Annotated in this window: 14 protein-coding genes and 3 pseudogenes; 2 read left to right on the forward strand and 15 right to left on the reverse strand. The window is 58.5% G+C overall.

What is annotated here, in order from left to right; all coding sequences use genetic code 11:
- From AC0L3L_RS35020 to AC0L3L_RS35080, 13 genes and pseudogenes are all read right to left on the reverse strand, one after another.
- A partial coding sequence (locus tag AC0L3L_RS35020) for an acyl-homoserine-lactone synthase (protein WP_473641848.1) occupies positions 1-398 on the reverse strand: 398 nt, incomplete at its 3' end.
- A 100-nt stretch (positions 399-498) separates the two neighbouring features.
- Entirely contained in the window at positions 499-1,224 is a 726-nt protein-coding gene (locus tag AC0L3L_RS35025; RefSeq protein WP_473641850.1) for a helix-turn-helix transcriptional regulator, read from the reverse strand.
- Between the two features lie 667 nt (positions 1,225-1,891).
- Positions 1,892-3,298, reverse strand: coding sequence for an aminotransferase (locus AC0L3L_RS35030; RefSeq protein ID WP_473641851.1), 1,407 nt, complete (start codon positions 3,296-3,298; stop codon positions 1,892-1,894).
- A 161-nt stretch (positions 3,299-3,459) separates the two neighbouring features.
- Entirely contained in the window at positions 3,460-3,957 is a 498-nt protein-coding gene (locus AC0L3L_RS35035; protein ID WP_473641853.1) for an Lrp/AsnC family transcriptional regulator, read from the reverse strand.
- A gap of 68 nt (positions 3,958-4,025) precedes the next feature.
- Positions 4,026-5,570, reverse strand: a complete 1,545-nt coding sequence (locus tag AC0L3L_RS35040; RefSeq protein ID WP_473641854.1) for a fumarate hydratase — start codon at positions 5,568-5,570, stop codon at positions 4,026-4,028.
- 6 nt (positions 5,571-5,576) lie between these two features.
- Complete coding sequence (locus AC0L3L_RS35045; protein WP_473641856.1) at positions 5,577-7,010, reverse strand: NAD-dependent succinate-semialdehyde dehydrogenase; 1,434 nt, start codon at positions 7,008-7,010, stop codon at positions 5,577-5,579.
- 176 nt (positions 7,011-7,186) lie between these two features.
- Positions 7,187-8,113, reverse strand: coding sequence for a LysR family transcriptional regulator (locus AC0L3L_RS35050; protein WP_473641858.1), 927 nt, complete (start codon positions 8,111-8,113; stop codon positions 7,187-7,189).
- 163 nt (positions 8,114-8,276) lie between these two features.
- Positions 8,277-9,191, reverse strand: a complete 915-nt coding sequence (locus AC0L3L_RS35055) for an HpcH/HpaI aldolase/citrate lyase family protein (RefSeq protein WP_473641860.1) — start codon at positions 9,189-9,191, stop codon at positions 8,277-8,279.
- 130 nt (positions 9,192-9,321) lie between these two features.
- On the reverse strand, positions 9,322-10,473 hold the full coding sequence (locus AC0L3L_RS35060) for a CaiB/BaiF CoA transferase family protein (protein WP_473641862.1): 1,152 nt from the start codon (positions 10,471-10,473) through the stop codon (positions 9,322-9,324).
- Between the two features lie 15 nt (positions 10,474-10,488).
- Entirely contained in the window at positions 10,489-11,742 is a 1,254-nt protein-coding gene (locus AC0L3L_RS35065; RefSeq protein WP_473641864.1) for a methylaspartate ammonia-lyase, read from the reverse strand.
- Between the two features lie 386 nt (positions 11,743-12,128).
- Complete coding sequence (locus AC0L3L_RS35070) at positions 12,129-12,395, reverse strand: M24 family metallopeptidase (RefSeq protein ID WP_473641866.1); 267 nt, start codon at positions 12,393-12,395, stop codon at positions 12,129-12,131.
- Positions 12,392-12,856, reverse strand: a complete 465-nt coding sequence (locus AC0L3L_RS35075; protein ID WP_473641868.1) for a hypothetical protein — start codon at positions 12,854-12,856, stop codon at positions 12,392-12,394. The genes AC0L3L_RS35070 and AC0L3L_RS35075 overlap by 4 nt, the downstream gene beginning before the upstream one ends.
- A 370-nt stretch (positions 12,857-13,226) precedes the next feature.
- Positions 13,227-13,442 (reverse strand): annotated as a pseudogene (locus AC0L3L_RS35080) (sarcosine oxidase subunit beta); the annotation flags it as partial.
- Between the two features lie 388 nt (positions 13,443-13,830).
- Between AC0L3L_RS35080 and AC0L3L_RS35085 the strand changes: the two are divergent.
- Both AC0L3L_RS35085 and AC0L3L_RS35090 read left to right on the forward strand, forming a co-directional pair.
- Positions 13,831-13,881 (forward strand): annotated as a pseudogene (locus tag AC0L3L_RS35085) (hypothetical protein); the annotation flags it as partial.
- A gap of 137 nt (positions 13,882-14,018) precedes the next feature.
- Complete coding sequence (locus tag AC0L3L_RS35090; protein ID WP_473641870.1) at positions 14,019-14,522, forward strand: transposase; 504 nt, start codon at positions 14,019-14,021, stop codon at positions 14,520-14,522.
- Positions 14,523-14,532: 10 nt separating this feature from the next.
- On the opposite strand, the pseudogene AC0L3L_RS35095 reads toward AC0L3L_RS35090, so the two are convergent.
- Positions 14,533-14,858 (reverse strand): annotated as a pseudogene (locus AC0L3L_RS35095) (NUDIX hydrolase); the annotation flags it as partial.
- A gap of 300 nt (positions 14,859-15,158) precedes the next feature.
- Positions 15,159-16,313 (reverse strand): M20 aminoacylase family protein, encoded by a 1,155-nt coding sequence (locus tag AC0L3L_RS35100; RefSeq protein WP_473641872.1) that lies wholly within the window; start codon positions 16,311-16,313, stop codon positions 15,159-15,161.
- Positions 16,314-16,445: the final 132 nt, after the last annotated feature.

Consider the following 16,445-nt stretch of genomic DNA (forward strand, 5'->3'; position numbering starts at 1 on the left):
CGGGGGCTGCGCGGCGGACACGCCAACGTCACCGCTGAATGCCACGCCATTTTTGCAGAACTTGACGCACACAACTGATCAAGGGCGAAACGGCTGCTTTCCCAGACACTCGGTTCCTCGGGTGCCGCTCTCCCTTCCAATAGCCTCGAAAAGACATCTCGCAGCATCGTCGGCCCCGTCGAGGGCAGAAGGCGTACGCCGCCCCCGACGCGACCGGCGGAATCGCGCAACACTAGATAGTGCGGTTCCAGGGAATCGAATGAATCGATCTCGAAGCCGCCGGTGGTGCGCACGTTCCAGTCGAGCCGTTCCTTGAAGACGCGGTAGCGCAGGCGGTGCATTTCGTGAAGTTCGTCGGCAAAGGCGCCGTACCAGCCGGGCGCAATAAGCTCAATCATGATGGTCTCCTCGCAGGTATGACCCTGCCATTGGAGGCGAACCTTCATGCCGCGACTGCCTGTGCAATTGCACAGGTGGATCAAAGAGGGATTCTGTTCCTCAGAAAATTGATGATCGTGAGGAGGCCAGCAGCATCACTGCCTGATTTTTGGTGCGCACGCCGAGCTTCTTCTTCGCATTGTCCAGATGGAAAGCGGCCGTGCGCTCCTTAATTGCCAGGATGCAGCCGATCTCCCAGGCGGACTTGCCCTTCGCCGTCCATTGCAGGCATTCGTACTCACGGGGCGTCAGCAAAACGCCGTCCACCGCCAGACCACCCGAAAGCTTGCGGCGAACGCCAATGTGAAAGCACGTCGCCATAATCTCGAGCGTCTGTTCATATTGCTCGGCGATGCGCAGGAAAGTCGGATCAAGCCTGTCTGCCGCGAAGGTCATCGCAGCGACACCACCGCGGCGATTGAGAAGTGGAATCGTCAGTCCGCAGCAGATGCCGAATTCGGCAGCCTCATCGAAAAGCTGTTGCTGTCGCTTTGAAATGCCGGCATAGCCGAAACTCGGTCCCCACCGGAAGGGAAATCCGCTGTATCTTGCCCATCCTATGACCGGGTCGATCCTTTCATATTGGTGGCGCAAGTAGTGCGACGTCCAGCCGGAATGATAGTTCGATATCAGCCTGGGCTTTGTGACGCCATCAGGCACCAGAGACAGATAAGCGAATGCGCGAATGTCGAAGGCGCCGGCCGCGTTAGCCAGTGCGTCACGCAAATCTACCTGATCGACGCTCAAAGACAATTCTTCCAGCAAAGTTTCGAAGACGAGCTGCATTTTCTCCTGCGGCTTGTTTTCAATAAAACCTGGGACTTTCTGGCTTCTTGGCAGCTACGGCGAGGAGACTCGCCCCCGAGATATTGGACGCTGGAGAGAATTCACTGCGGTGACTACTCCGTGGACCTTCGATCATGTGAAGGGGGTTGCGTGCGACCTCCACGCCGGCTGCCGTCAGCCGCGCGTCTACGCTGCAATTGTGGGCGATTGCCATGGTGCAATAAAAATATCGAAGCTCGATGTGCCATCCGGATATACAGATGGCCTCCCTCTCGAATTCTCGATTGCGGACGCGCTACAATCACCCTGATCCAGCGGGTCAAAAAAGGCGCCCTGCCGGTGGGGAGGTACACCGGCAGGGCGCGCCGCACAAACGCCCTGGTCTTGGGCAACAGGACAGCGGCGGCAGAAGTGATTTGGTTACCGCTTGCGATCGAAGTCATCCGAAGCATGCTTAGAATCTGACGGCTTGAAATTTAGCAGTTTCGGTCGGCTCGGCGCGAAATGCGCTGTTAACCCGTTTTCACCAATGGGCACCAATGGACGACCAGTCCTAACGACAGCATGACGTCAAAGCGTCTGGTCCGTGGGAAAGTTCACCCCAGGGGAACACCACGTTGGTTACCGGGACGTCGTCGAATCTGGGGCTCGCTTGCGTGGGCGCTGTTCATACCGCACCCTCGGCCTTCAGCGCGCGATAGGTTGTCTCGACAGATTTAGCGGTTGCGTCGACGATTATGTCGATCTCCTTGCGGGTGATGATCAAAGGCGGGGCAAAGCCGAGGATATCGCCGTGCGGCATAGCGCGGCCGATGACACCGTTCTCGAACAAAGCAGCGGCGGCGCGAACGCCGACCTGCAGATCGGATTCAAACGGTATCCTTTGTTTTGGATCTCGCATCAGCTCTACGGCGGAGAGGATTCCGACACCACGAACCTCGCCGACGATGGAGTGTCCCGCCAGTTCGGCATTCATGCGGGCATGCCAATACGGTCCGACATCGCGGACATGCTCCAGGATATTTTTTTCCTTTAGGAGTCGAATATTGGCGAGCGCGGCCGCAGCGCAAAGCGTGTGACCCGAATATGTCCAGCCATGGCCGAGGGCGCCGTGCTTTTCTGTTCCTTGTTCCAAGACCGACCAGACGCGGTCGCCAATGATTGACCCGGAGATGGGCAAGTAGGCGGAACTCAAACCCTTGGCGATGGTCACGAAATCCGGCCGCATGCCGTAGAGGTGGGAACCGAATTTCTCGCCGGTTCGTCCAAACCCGCAGACCACTTCGTCGGCGATCAGAAGGATATCGTACTTGTCGAGCACGCCTTGGATAGCGGCCCAATATCCTTTTGGGGGCGGAACGATACCGCCTGTCCCAAGCACCGGCTCTCCGATAAAAGCTGCAACGGTCTCCGGGCCTTCAGCGAGGATGAGGGCTTCAAGTTCGTCCGCGCAGCGTTTCGAGAACGCTTGCTCACTTTCGCCGTCATGCGCTTGGCGATAGTGGTGCGGCGTCGTGGTATGGCGCACCAAATCGAGCGGCAGGTCGAAGAAATTATGGAAGAAGGCAAGGCCTGTCAGGCTCCCGGTGACCAGCCCAGACCCATGATAGCCGCGATGACGCGATATGATCTTCTTCTTTTCGGGGCGGCCCAGAATGTTGTTGTAGTACCAGACCAGCTTGATGTTGGTTTCGTTGGCGTCGGAGCCGGAAAGGCCGAAAAAGACCCTTCGCATGTTCTGACCAAAATACTCGACCACGGCCTCTGCCAAGAGGGCGACTGGCTCTGTTCCTTGACTTGCATAGACATGGGCAAACGGCAATTCGTGTGCTTGCCTGGCAATGGCCTCGGCAATTTCCGTGCAGCCATATCCCATGTTGACGCAGTAGAGCCCACCGAAACCGTCGAGGCTCTTTCGGCCTTCGGTATCCCAGATGTACACGCCTTCCGCACCGGCCATGATCCGATTTGGGGTCTCGCTTCGGCTGTGCTTGGCCAGATGCGTAGACGGATGAAAGACGAAGCTTCGATCCTTCTCTCTGAGTTGCTCGGTTCCCAGATTGCTCAACCGCATAGTCCTCTCCTCGCGATGGATTGGCGGAGGGCACTCGGCCGGCCGCCTCCTTAGCAATTACCATACCGCAAACGCCTCTCCAGTTTCGCGGGAATGCACGTCCTTCGCCGACGAATTCGCGGAATCGGGACCAAAAGCCGTGGAAACGAAGGCGTCGGCGTTTACCGTCGCCTTAGTGCGGACAAGGGGATTGGTGAATTGGACTTGATTGGTTTGGTCACGACAAGACTGTAATATTGATCAATCCCCAAGCCTGCCTGCAGCAGTCCCTCCATGAAATCCTGATACGCAGCCATAGAAGGAGATGCGACGCGCATCAGATAATCGATCCGCCCGCCGATAGCCCAGCAATCCAGGATTTCCGGAAATTCTCCGATCGCAGTCTCGAAGTGTCTTTGGTCCTCGAGGCGATGACGTTCCAGCACGACCTCCACCATGACAAAGACCATGCCACCGATGAGGGCCGGACTCAGCCGCGCGTAGAACCCCTCAATAATCCCTGCGACCTTGAGTGCACGGAGCCGCTCCGAGCAGGCCGACGCCGAAAGATGAACGCGTTTTGCAAGCTCGCTTTTTGAAATCCGGCCGTCTGACTGAATCTCGGAGAGAATCCGGAAGTCCCAAGCGTCCAGGAGCGCAGGATTGGGTTTCGACTTCATGACCTTCTGCTCTAAAGCCGTTATCGACAATGGAATTGACGCCGCCCAACCGAGCTTGGTCGGAAGGCTCAAACGCCGATGTTGCGTGCGATGCCATCCGCAGCCATGCGCTTGCGCCACTCAAGAGGCCCGGAATTGTGAATGGAGTTTCCCTCAATATCGACAGCCATGATGACAGGCATATCCTGCACCTCGAATTCATAGACTGCTTCCATGCCCAGGTCGTCGAAGGCAATGAGCCGCGCTGATTTGATCGATTTCGATATCAGGTAGGCAGCCCCCCCTACTGCGATGAGATATGGCGTTTTGTATCTTACGATCGACTCGATGGCCGCCCGTCCTCTCTCCGCTTTGCCCACCATCGCGAAAAGCCCGGTTTCCGCGAGCACCTTGTCCGTAAAATCGTCCAAGCGGCTGGAGGTTGTTGGGCCAGCCGGTCCGACGACCTCATCTCTCACGGCGCGGACGGGTCCAACGTAGTAGATTACGCGCCCCTGCAGATCGAACGGAAGCGGCTTGCCGGCGTCGATCAACTCGACCATTCGCTTGTGGGCGGCGTCACGGCCCGTTAGCATTTTTCCGGACAAAAGGAGCGTTTCCCCGCAACGCCACGACGCCGTCTGTTGCTTGGTCAGCGCATCGAGGTTCACTTTTCGTACGCCGGCTGGACTCAATTCGTCGGTTCCAATTTCGGGCCATTCGCGCAAATCGGGCGGCTCCAGCCTGATTGGTCCAGAGCCATCCAAGGTAAACTTCAGGTGCCGGTTGGCGGCGCATTGCGGAATGAGCGCCACGGGCTTGGACGCGGCATGAGTAGGATAGGTCGCAACCTTGACGTCGACGACTGTCGTCAGGCCACCAAGGCCCTGCGCGCCGATCCCCAGCGCGTTAATCCGTTCATAAAGCTCGACCCGTAGTCCTTCTTCCGCAGTTGATGGCCCCCTCGCGATCAATTCCGACATGTCGATGGGCTCGTTCATGGCCTCCTTGGCCAGCAGCATCGCCTTTTCCGCGCTGCCACCGATGCCAATCGAGATCAGGCCGGGTGGACACCACCCACTGCCAAGCGTCGCGACTGTGTCAACCACCCAATCGGCAACGGAGGCGCTGGGGTTCAAGGTAGTAAAACGTGCCTTGTTCTCTGACCCGCCACCCTTTGCGGCAATGGTGATTTCAATTTGATTGCCCCGCACGAGGTCAACGTGGACGACCGCCGGCGTGTTGTCACGAGTATTGACCCGTCCGGCGAGCGGATCGGCAACGATCGAGGCCCGAAGGGGATTGTCCAGGTCGAGATATGCCTGACGGACGCCCTCATTCACGAGGTCTGCGAAACTGATCGTTGATTTGATGCGGGTGTCCATGCCGACCTTCGCGAAGACCACCACAAGGCCGGTGTCCTGGCAGATCGGCCGCCGGCCGAAGGCCGCCATGCGGGAGTTCAGCAGAATCTGCCCTATTGCATTCTTCGCCGCTGGACTCTGTTCGCGCGCGTAGGCCTGCGAAAGAGACCGGATGTAATCTGGAGGATGGTAGTACGAGATGTACTGAAGGGCGTCGGCAACGCTCCTTGTGATATCCTTGCCGGCGATGGTCCGTGTTCTTCTATTCACGAAAACTCATCCAAATGATCCGAGGCCATTCACCATCTTGAGGCTTTGAAAGCTTCGCACCCCCTGCTCGCCGCCCTCGTATCCATAGCCGCTTTGCTTGATGCCTCCATAGGGCGCGTCCGCGGAAACCCCTTTCAGGTAATTCACACTGACAGCGCCCGCCAAAAGACCGTTGATAAGCTTCTGTTGCGCATCGGCAGCGCCCGTGAAGAAGTAAGCGGCCAAGCCATACTCAGTGGCGTTGGCTTCCTCGATCGCCTCCTCGAGCGTGTCGAACGGCGCCACCGTGAGGATCGGCCCGAACGGCTCTTCATGAAGCACTCTCGCTTCCTTCGGTACGCCCGTCAGGATGGTTGGCGGCCAGTAAAAGCCGGGTCGGACAAGGCGGGCGCCACCGGTCTCGATGCGAGCGCCGCGTTCGACCGCGTCTTTGGTCAGGCGTTCCATGGCCTCAATCCGCCGTGCGTTCGCCATCGGCCCCATTTCCGTTGCAGGGTCGTCTGGTAGCCCGATCTTGATCTTGCGAGCCGCATCCGTCATCCGGGACAAGAATTCCTCATAGAGAGACCGAGCGACAAGAATCCTGCTCGGCGCATTGCAGCTCTGCCCCGCGCACTCGAACTTGTATTCCGAAATAGCCGGGATGGTCTTTGCCAAGTCGGCATCCTCACACACAATAACCGGCGAGTGTCCACCGAGTTCGAGGATGCAACGCTGCAAGTTATTCGCGGCAAGCGTGGCCAGCTGTTTTCCAACAGCGGTTGAACCGGTGAAAGTCAAGACCTTCACGATTGGCGAACTGAGCAAATGCCGCGATATATGCACCGGCACACCGAAGACCAGATTGACCACGCCGTCCGGAACGCCTGCTTGGCGCAATGATTCAACGATATGGACAGCCACGCTCGGTGTCTCTTCAGCCCCTTTGAGGATCACCGGGCAGCCTGCCGCCAGCGCGGGGGCAAGCTTGCGGGCGATGAGAACGGCCGGATAGTTCCAGGGCGTAAACGCAGCAACGACACCGAGCGGCTCCGGGACGATCATCCGGTTCGGGGCCATCGGAATCGAGGCCGACAGCTCTTCGGCATGCCTGCCGTTCCACTCCAGCGTTTCGACGGCGCGTGCGTACTCACCTGTCGCTTCGGCAATCGTTTTTCCCTGTTCGGCCGACAGCTCCCTGGCTGCCGCTTCAATCTTCGTTGCCAAGATTCTTGCGGCTGCTACCAGGATTTCGGCACGTTCTTTTGCAGGCCGTGAAGACCAAGCCTTGCGGCTGCGTTCTGCCGAAGCGAGGGTCTCATCCAGATCCGACACCGTCGCCGAGGCCACCGAGGCAAATACCTTCTCCGTTGCCGGATTAATTACCGGCAATGTGGCTCTGCTACCACCGGCCCGCCATTTGCCGTTGATGAAGAGCTCGTGGCTCCTGGCGTCTGACATCGCGTGCTCCACTGATGTGAATTTTTGCCATACGAGCGCCATTCGACACCGAACCGCTGAACTCGCTTGAGCCAATTTCATCGCGAGTGTCGCGGCAGGTCAAATATCGAATACTGCCGAAATCCATCTGGAATCCAGATCGATCTGATCCTGATGGCCGCAAGAAGACATAGCCTTCAGGCCGCGTCAGGTGCCGCGGCTGCCCAGGCCCGACTCTCAATTAATTCTCTGGCGACCTTGGGGATGAGCTTGCGGACCGCGGAGACGGCCGCAGAACGCTCATCTTTCGGATTTACGGCAAGCACGACGGAACGGGTGATCACCGGATCGACGATTTTGACCGTCCTAACCAGCCCTTGAGAGGCTTCTTTTTGAACGGCCGAGGGGGCGAGAATAGAATGGGCTTTTCCTTCTATAACCATGCTGATGATCGTTGAGAGCGAGTCCACTTCAAACTTGACGTCCAGCGCGCAACCGTGTTGTGCGACGACGTCAGCCACCGAACGTCTGACATTGTTATTGCGCATGGGAACCGCCAGCGGGAACGCGTGTAGATCCGCCAGAGATATCGAATCTTCGAAAGGCGGTTCACCTGACGGCACCACGAGACAGAGCTCTTCGCGCGCCAAGATTGTCATTCGTGCCACACTATCCGCCGTGCGGTAGAGAACTGCCAGATTGAAGCGGCCAGCAGCCATCCACTCCTCCAGCGGCCCCGTCATACCTTCGATCATCTTTAGTGAGACCCTCGGCAGTTCGGCTCTCACTGATTCAAGCAGGGGGCCGCTCAGCACGCGAGCGGCTCCGGACGGAATGCCAATGGTCACCTCCCCGGCAGGGGAAGCGGCTGTGTTGGTCAATTCCGCCTCAGTGAGCTGAATTTCCTTCAGGATGATCCGCGCGCGCTCAAGCAGCTTGTCTCCGGACGCCGTGACGCTGACGCCGGTCCTATCGCGAACCAGCAGCTGGGTGCCGAATCCTTCCTCTAGTTGACGCACATGCAGGCTTAGAGCGCTCTGAGCGACGTGAAGGAGCGCAGCGGCCTTCGTAAAACTGCCAGCTTCCACTACGCCGACAAAGTATTTTAACTGCCTGATATCCACGGGTGCTCTTCCGAGGGCCAACTCCAATTTGTGTAATCTATCTCGAAATGCGATGGCGCGACAGCAATTATTATGCCACGCTGCAGAGAGCCTCGGGCGAGGCAATTGGAGGGCCGTGGCTTTCTTGAGATGTCTCGTCCGGTCTCATCAGTTGGCGAAGGTCTCAAACGTCCAGCTCGGCTTGCGGATCCAAGGCGATGATTTCGCGAGCCCTTCGAATGACCGGTGCATCGACCATCTTTCCGTCCAAGGCGAAAGCACCTCTGCCATGCGCCGCGGCATCGTTTTCCCTCGCGAGGACGCGACGGGCCCATTCGAGTTCTTGTGTGCTTGGCGAGAAAGCCTCATTGAATATGGCCACTTGTGTTGGATGGATCGCCAAGGCTCCAACAAAGCCAAGCCGCCGCGCACGCGTCGCGGCTTCACGAAGTTTATCACTATCGGAGAACTCGCCGATGCTCCCGACGAAGCCCAGCGGGAGCAAGCCGGCCGCACGGGCGGCAAACAAAACAGAAAGGTTTGGAGCCAACAGAAGGTCCAACTCAGGGGAGCCGCCGACAGCGGCACTGAAGTCTTCGGGACCGAGCGCCATTGCGACCATCCTGGGATGCGCCACCGCAATGGCCGCGAGCCTTTGCAAGGCGCCCGGGGTCTCGATCTGGGCAAGGAACCGGATGCGTCCCAGCGGAAGATTTCTTTCCCGTTCAAGTTCTGAAACGGCATTCGCGATCTCTAGAACCCACTCCGCCGAATCCGTCTTCGGAAGAACAAGCGCATCGACGCCTGCCATGACGGCTGCATCGAGATCGGCTGCCAGCGCGCGGAAACCACGATTCACGCGGACCAAAACAGAGGTGCGCTCGCCCGCGACCTTTGCCACGGATTTAGAAAGTTGTCGCCGTGCCTCACCCTTCTGATCCTGAGGGACGGAATCCTCCAAGTCGAGAATGACGCCATCTGCACCCCGCTTGCGCGCCGTCTCCACATATCGCGGAACGTGAGCGGGAACGAAGAGCAGGGATCTCCAGCGCGGTACAGATATCTTGCTTCCAATGGCCGCCGAGGTGTCCTTGATCATGAAGTCCCCTCTGCGCCCGGTTTGAGCGAGGGCGGTGCCAGTGAGTGCTCTTGGCGGCCGATACGCCGAGATGAAAGCAGGGACACAGGCTCTTTGGAAATCGCCTGCGCACTCACCTCGGGACGCGCTCTCACGCTGATGCGGCTCTTTCGCGGAGAAGCCCCAGGACCTCCTCGCGGACAGCCTGGGTATGAGCGCCAAGAGCCGGAACTGGGCGTAGCGAGGGCTGCTCATAGTTGAAAATTGCCGCCGGCGCGATCGTCTCCACGCTTCCTTCAGGCGTGCCAATCTCAACTCTGCGGACATGTGGATGTTTTGAAACATCCGCCACTTCACTCAGTCGGCCATATGCCAGGCCGGCCGCCTCAAGCTCCTGCATTGCTCCCTGGCAGGATAGTTCAGAGAACCGCCGTTCAATGATCTTATCAAGTTGCGCACGGTGACTGAGGCGCTCCATATTATCGGCAAAACCAACTGCGCGTGTAAGTTCCGGCTGCTTGAGGAACTTCTCGCAAAAATTCACCCATTCGCGGTCGTTCTGAACCGAAAAGATGACGTCCTTGCCGTCGGCACAACGATAGGCGCCATATGGCGCCAGTGACGGGTGTTTCACACCGGCGCGTTCCGTGTGGTAGTCGCTATAGTCGTTTTGCAGAACCGGAACATTCATCCAGTCAGCGACAGCATCGAACAGTGACACTTGAATGCTGGTCCCTTCGCCGGTGACCTCGCGGTGATACATCGCCTGAAGAATGGCGCTGTGCGCTGTCATGCCCGCTGAGATGTCACAGACCGAGACCCCGACACGCGCGGGCCCTTGTTGGTTGCCGGTGATCGCACATAGACCTGTTTCGGCCTGGACGATGAGATCATAGGCCTTCAAATGTGAATAAGGCCCTTTGTCACCAAAACCGGAGATGTCACAGGTTATCAGGCGCGGAAATCGGCGACGCAGGTCAGCAGACCCGAAACCTAGTTTTTCGATGCTGCCCGGCTTCAGATTCTGGATAAAAACGTCAGCAGCGGCAACGAGCGTGTCGAGGACCTCGCGGTCCGCCTCCGACCTCAGGTCCAGACACACCGATTCCTTACCCCGATTAAGCCAGACGAAGTAAGCACTCTGCCCTCGGACCAACTTGTCGTAGCTTCGGGCAAAGTCCCCTTCGGGCCGTTCGATCTTGATCACCCGGGCACCGGCATCCGCGAGCCTAGACGACGCGTAAGGCGCGGCCACGGCCTGCTCCACGGCTACGACAGTGATCCCCTCAAGAGAGTTCTGCATGCGACACCGCGCCTCTCATCCAACGTTTTTGGCTCGAACTCGACGGCGGTTCAGCATCGCCAGCAATCGGTTCTGCTCGTTCCCGACGATGGAATATGCCTCGTCGACACCCATTCCGGGCTTCGCAAGCATCATGTCGGCCTGGGTTGCCACCGATACGTGGACAGAAGCCTGGGCGGAGAGATCTGTCTCGGTACAGCTTCCTCCAACATATGCCCCTACCCCATTCTCCTTGCAGATGAGAACGGCGCGCGCCGTATCGGCAATTGAGCCGACATCGGGCGTCTTGATTTGGACCAGATGCGCCGCTTTGGCTTCTGCAAAGAGCCGAACATCCTCGAGCGTATTGCATCTCTCATCCACGACAATGCGTGCGCTGGAACCCCGGTTGTCCAAAATCGATATGATCTTGGCGTAGTTGTCAATTTGAGCTTGTGTCGAACCAAAATCCCCCGGGGACTCGATGTTGAGCAAGAAATCCGGGACGATATCTGCAACCTTGCAGATAAAATCGGCAATGCTTTGCGGCTCCAGGCCGATTTCCTGGCCGATCCAGCCGTACACATCGAAATGAAGAACCGGATGATACCCCGGGCGGCCGAGTTCGTGTGTGCGCGTTGCAACCCACTTGACGAAATCAAGGAAAGTCTGGCCGCCTTGGCCGAATTTCTGCCGTGAGTTGATCAGACCGTGGGGAAGCACATCAACCGCTTTCAGGATCATCTTGTCGACGTTGATTTCGCGAGCATCGCCGCTCTGGCAGTAGATCGGGACTCTGAGCGTTGGCAGCGGTAGGTTAAATTCACCGCATACGATCTCCGCCATCGTCGTGCGGTGAAGATGGGCGGCCGCACGAAGGAGAGCCTGGCTGACGCCATACTCAACAGCCAGAGGCAGCCGCTGATGTTCGACGGACTGAAAAACCTTCGTGCAAGAATCACGAAAATGAGAGGCATCGACGTCAAGAAGCCGCGGTACGACAACGCGTGACGTTAAATCTGAGATTTGATTGGTGTCGAACAGAGGATCGCGTCCACCGGCACCAGAGTACTGGACGTTCATCATGTCGCCCCAAACAACGGTGTCGTCGGTGAGGACAAGCCCGACACTAAGCGAAGATGCCGGAACGCGAAGCGACGTGAATCCAGGCGTTATCGGTTCGCCGACATAGATGAAGCCGTCCTGCACTGCGCCGACCCTAATAGCAGCTTGGTCGTCATAGAAAAATGCGCCACTACCAGGCGCGAGGAGAACGTCTTTGATCTGCATTTCACTTGGCTCGATTTTTCGGACGGCGTTGACGGGCGGATGCAGTTCGATCCGTTACCCGCCAAGTATGTGCCACTTGGCGTTGAGTTCGCCAATATAATGTCCCGGACGGTGCCATCGTGTTTTGAGATGGCTGGCGCCTGTCCGAAGGGAACCACCGCCGCACCAACGCATCAATAGGAGACCAATCCGCACAACGGTCTTCGGAACAGAACGCCGGCGATGCTTCGGAATCAGCCGAATGTTGCCGCGCGCCAAGTCTGCAGGCGAAATTCTCGAAAAGGTCACCGGTGCGAAACAAGTGTTAGAGTCACAAAAACTAGCACAGGCTGGTGGTGCTGCGTGCCGGCGTATTGGCGCTACGCCGGAATCGCCATCCTAAAAAGTCAGCAATTTACCAGCAGGTCACGTGACATATTGCTCAGCGACTTCGCGCCATTATCGGTCACGCGAACCGTCTCACTGAAGATATAACCATCGGTCTTTTCCCAGACACCAATGAGGAGGTGGAAGGTCATGCTGGCCTGAATCACGGTCTCATCTCCCTCATGGAAGCTCGGGCCGCCGTCCATCCAATCGATGCCCATCGAGTATCGCACGCCCCGAGGTCCAAATTCGCGTCGAAATGCTCGCTCCACATCGCTGCACTTCACTCCAGGCCGTATAGCTTCAAAGCAGCGAGGAACCGGTCAAGGCACCTTGGTGCACGTGCCGCGCCCGAGCGGTTGGCTCGCCCAAGAAGACCGTTCGTGACAAGGCGCAGGCATAACGGTGGCCGTAGGCCCAGCTCGAAATTGATCTGGCAGCCCGTCTTGTAGCGCTCCTCGGTCCACGGGATATGCGGCGCGTTGGCGGGAGAACCAACTGGCATACTCGGAGCAAAGCCAGGACTCCTCGGGAAGTCCGGCGTGCCACTGCACAACGCATGCATTACGGCAGCCGCTATGTCGCATTCGCGCCCGCCAACAGCGATCTGAAGCCGACCCACCTGTAAAGCCCTATCCACGATCTTTCCCGCCTGCTCCATGTAGGTGAGCTCAGCAGGTGATTTTATCGCCTTCAGCGCGGAAACCATCCCATCAGCATCGATGAACATCCCTAAACTTTTGCCCAAGGCAGCATGATCCTTTTCATATTTGATTCATTCAAGACAAGCAGTGCGTCAATGCCATGCTCCGCCATCAGCTGGCGCAGTCGAGTCGTGCGTTCGCGATATCCTTATTGACTGAATGCGGGCATTACAGGCTCTCCTATTTTTGTGAACGACGATTGCACGAGGCAATCAATTGGCTTTGCTTTCCTCGAAGTCGCAACATTGTGCTAAGGAGCAAAAAATCTCAAAAAAACCGTGAGTCTTGCCGAAACCAGTTAGAATACGGCGTCTAACGAGGGACAAAACACGCAGAGTGATCTGCCGCGTGGCCTGCTGAGCGTCGGCAATCCACTCCGTCAGGCTCTTGCTGAAGCTGCGCGGGACGACCTTGGCGCGCGGTGCCGGCACGCCTCTGCAGCAAGCCACCCGGAATGGGGAAAACCTTTCTCGTAGTCGAGGAAGGGTAGCGTTGCACGTACCTGCTAGAACGTGAGGAGCTCGGCATCGACGCCAGCAGCCGCATCGCGTTGCCATGTCTTGCGACGGCGTCACCCTGGGTGTCAGAATGGAAGAGGTTTAGCATTCCGCGCTGGCTGACCATCGCGTGCCCTTCAAAGCTTGAGCGATTAGAGTGAAACCGGAATAGCGCATGGACTACGAATCCGACCCGCTGTGTCAAAATCACCCGCGCCGCCGACGAAGCTCAAAACGCCTGCACTGGCGGACAAGTGGTGGGTTTGCGCGATCGGCAGATGCCATACAGTGTTCCGTCATGTCCTTACCCGATTCACTTCCCGCGAGCCTAGCGCTCGTGGACAAAGGTTGACTGAGGAATCTGTTTTGATTCTAGGCTTCCATTTGGAGGTAGCCTTGGGCGAACGGATTGGTCTAACGGATGAGGAATGGGCGCTGATCCGCGCGTTTCTTCCTGCTGACGAGGGCGCGGCTGCCGTCCGGCTCAAGACAATCGACGTTACTTCGAAGGCATGATGTGGATGGCGCGCACGGGCGCACAATGGCGACGTCTGCCGGACGAGTATGGCAAGTGGAACTCCGTCTTCCGGCGATATCGGCGATGCGTTGAGACCGGCGTGTTCGAAGCGATGCTTGAAACGCTGGCCGAATTGGTCGAGCGGGATCGAAGCGCGGACATGATCGACAGCACCGTCATCCGGGCACACCATTGTGCAGTCGGCATAAAAAAGGGACTCAGACGATCGAGGCGCTTGGCCGATCGCGTGGCGGCTTCACCACCAAGCTCCATGCGCGCTGTGATGCGAAAGGCCGGCCGCTCGGCTTCGTCCTGACGCCTGGACAGACCCATGACACGCAAGGCTTTGCGCCTTTGTTCCGGAAGATCACCGACCGCATCGAGGCTTTCCTTGCCGACGAGGGATACGATGCGGATGCCATTCGCGAGGAGATCGCCGACGCCGACATCGAGGCTGTCATCCCGGCAAACAGCAATCGCCGCGAGCCCGCTGCGCACGACACTACAAATGGCGCAATCAGATCGAGTGGCTCTTCAACAAGCTCAAAAACTGGCGGCGTGTCGCTACTCGCTATGACAAAACCAAGGAATTCTATCTCGGCTTCGTCGCTATCGCCGCAATCAAACTATGGATGCCCTTTGTCCAGGAGCGCTAATTATACTCTACATGAATATAAGCGTATATTCATGTGGTGAATATAAGCGGTCAAGCCCGCGAGAGCGGCAATCTTGTTCCGGCCACAGATCTCTCGTCGAGAACGGCGTGGCGGAAGCGGTAGAGCTTCGCCGGCCGGCCGCCGGTTTCCGCGGTCGTCTCCCCGGTCTCCTCGACCAGCTCCTGCTGCTCGATGAGCCGGCGAAACTTTCGGCTTGTGGATGAGCCTGCCGGCGAGTGCCTCCACGGTTCGCTGCAGCTGCAAAAGCGTGAAGACCGGCGGCATCAGTTCGAACACGACGGGCCGCGTATTTGATCTTGGAGCGCAGCCGCGCAATGCCCGTTGCCAGGACGCGGCCGTGATCGGCGATCATCGATCTGTCCGGCACCGAGGTGGGTGCGGCCGAATGTCAGCCGCGCGTCGTGTCCTCCACCAAACACCATGCAAATGCAAGAAACGAGCGGAAATGAGCCGCCTCGGGCAGGGGCTCAGTCGGTCTCATAACCTAATGGTCGCAGGCTCAATCGCACCGCAAGGATGGCCCAGCGCATTCGCCCGGCATGGCCGCGAGAGTGGTCCGCAATCGTACCCGCGCCGCTCCCCGCGCGGGTTTATCGCCCCGACTGGCTGTCGCACTCGATTCGAGGTATGGAAGCAGGGCACTTCGTGCCGCAGGCTAGTTCCGTTCTCTGGTCACCAGATCGACCCACAATGCGATGCCCATCGGTAGGGCGACATCATTGAAATCGTATTCTGGATGATGGAGGGGGGCAGTCTTGCCGTTGCCCATGAAGATGAAGGCGCCAGGCCGGGCCTGCAGCATGTAGGAAAAATCCTCCGAGGCCATTATGGGCGCGATCTCGCGCTGCACCGCGGAAAGGCCAGCAACGCGTGCGGCAGCGTTCCCCAGAATGCCAGCCTGGACCGGATGATTGACGGTCGGCGGGTAGCCACGGCGATACTCGATTTCGGCCTCAGCTCCAAACGTCTTGGCGACGGAGGTAGCTATGGCCTGGACGCGGCTTTCGATCTTGTCGCGGTTGGCGTCTGACAAGGTGCGGGCAGTGCCCTTCAGCACGACCTCGGACGGGATGACGTTGTAGGCATCGCCGGCGTGGATGGACGTGATGGAGAGCACGGCCGGGTCAATAGGGTCGACGCCCCTGGAGACGATTGCCTGAAGTGCGCTGAGCACGTGGTTGGCGACCATGATCGGGTCGGTGGTTTCGTGCGGCCGGGCCGCGTGTCCGCCCTTACCGATGATCTGGATGTCGAAGCGGTCGGACGCGGCGAGCATGACGCCGCTCGACAGGCCAAAGGTACCGACCTCCATCCCCGGCATGTTATGAAGGGCGTAGACCTCTTCGATGCCGAACCGCTCGAATAGGCCCTCCTCAGCCATTACCTTCGCGCCGCCACCGCCCTCCTCTGCAGGCTGGAAGATTGCGACCAATGTACCCGGAAATGCGCGCGTCGCGGCAAGGTGCTTCACGGCGCCAAGCAGGATCGCCATATGCCCGTCATGCCCACAGGCATGCATGTGTCCATGCACGGCCGAGGCGTAGAGCAGGCCTGTCGCTTCAATGATGGGCAAAGCGTCCATGTCGGCGCGGATGCCGATGGTCCGGCTCGCCGGCGCGGTTCCGCCGCGGATCACCGCGACAATCCCGCTTCGACCGATGCCGGTCGCGACCTCGTCGCACCCGAAGCTGCGGAGGAGATCGGCAATGCGTGCTGCGGTGCGGTCGACGTCAAACAGAAGCTCAGGGTGGCGATGGAAATCGTGTCGCCAAGCCGTTGCTGCCGCAATGAGGTCCGTGTCCGGCGTCATGCCGGCGTTGCGTGCATCTGCCGGCAAAGGGCCGGCCAACCTGGATTGCATCGGGTCAGGATGGATTCGCGCCCGGCTCATCAGTTCTCACTCTCAAAAAGCCGGAATGTCTCTGTGAGAAGCTCCATGAAG

The organism is Mesorhizobium sp. WSM4849 (genome assembly GCF_055811385.1).

Coding starts and splice junctions, on each gene's coding strand:
- AC0L3L_RS35025 (WP_473641850.1), bottom strand. CDS start 1,224: ATGCAGCTCGTCTTCGAAACTTTGCTGGAAGAATTGTCTTTGAGCGTC.
- AC0L3L_RS35030 (WP_473641851.1), bottom strand. CDS start 3,298: ATGCGGTTGAGCAATCTGGGAACCGAGCAACTCAGAGAGAAGGATCGA.
- AC0L3L_RS35035 (WP_473641853.1), bottom strand. CDS start 3,957: ATGAAGTCGAAACCCAATCCTGCGCTCCTGGACGCTTGGGACTTCCGG.
- AC0L3L_RS35045 (WP_473641856.1), bottom strand. CDS start 7,010: ATGTCAGACGCCAGGAGCCACGAGCTCTTCATCAACGGCAAATGGCGG.
- AC0L3L_RS35055 (WP_473641860.1), bottom strand. CDS start 9,191: ATGATCAAGGACACCTCGGCGGCCATTGGAAGCAAGATATCTGTACCG.
- AC0L3L_RS35060 (WP_473641862.1), bottom strand. CDS start 10,473: ATGCAGAACTCTCTTGAGGGGATCACTGTCGTAGCCGTGGAGCAGGCC.
- AC0L3L_RS35065 (WP_473641864.1), bottom strand. CDS start 11,742: ATGCAGATCAAAGACGTTCTCCTCGCGCCTGGTAGTGGCGCATTTTTC.
- AC0L3L_RS35100 (WP_473641872.1), bottom strand. CDS start 16,313: ATGACGCCGGACACGGACCTCATTGCGGCAGCAACGGCTTGGCGACAC.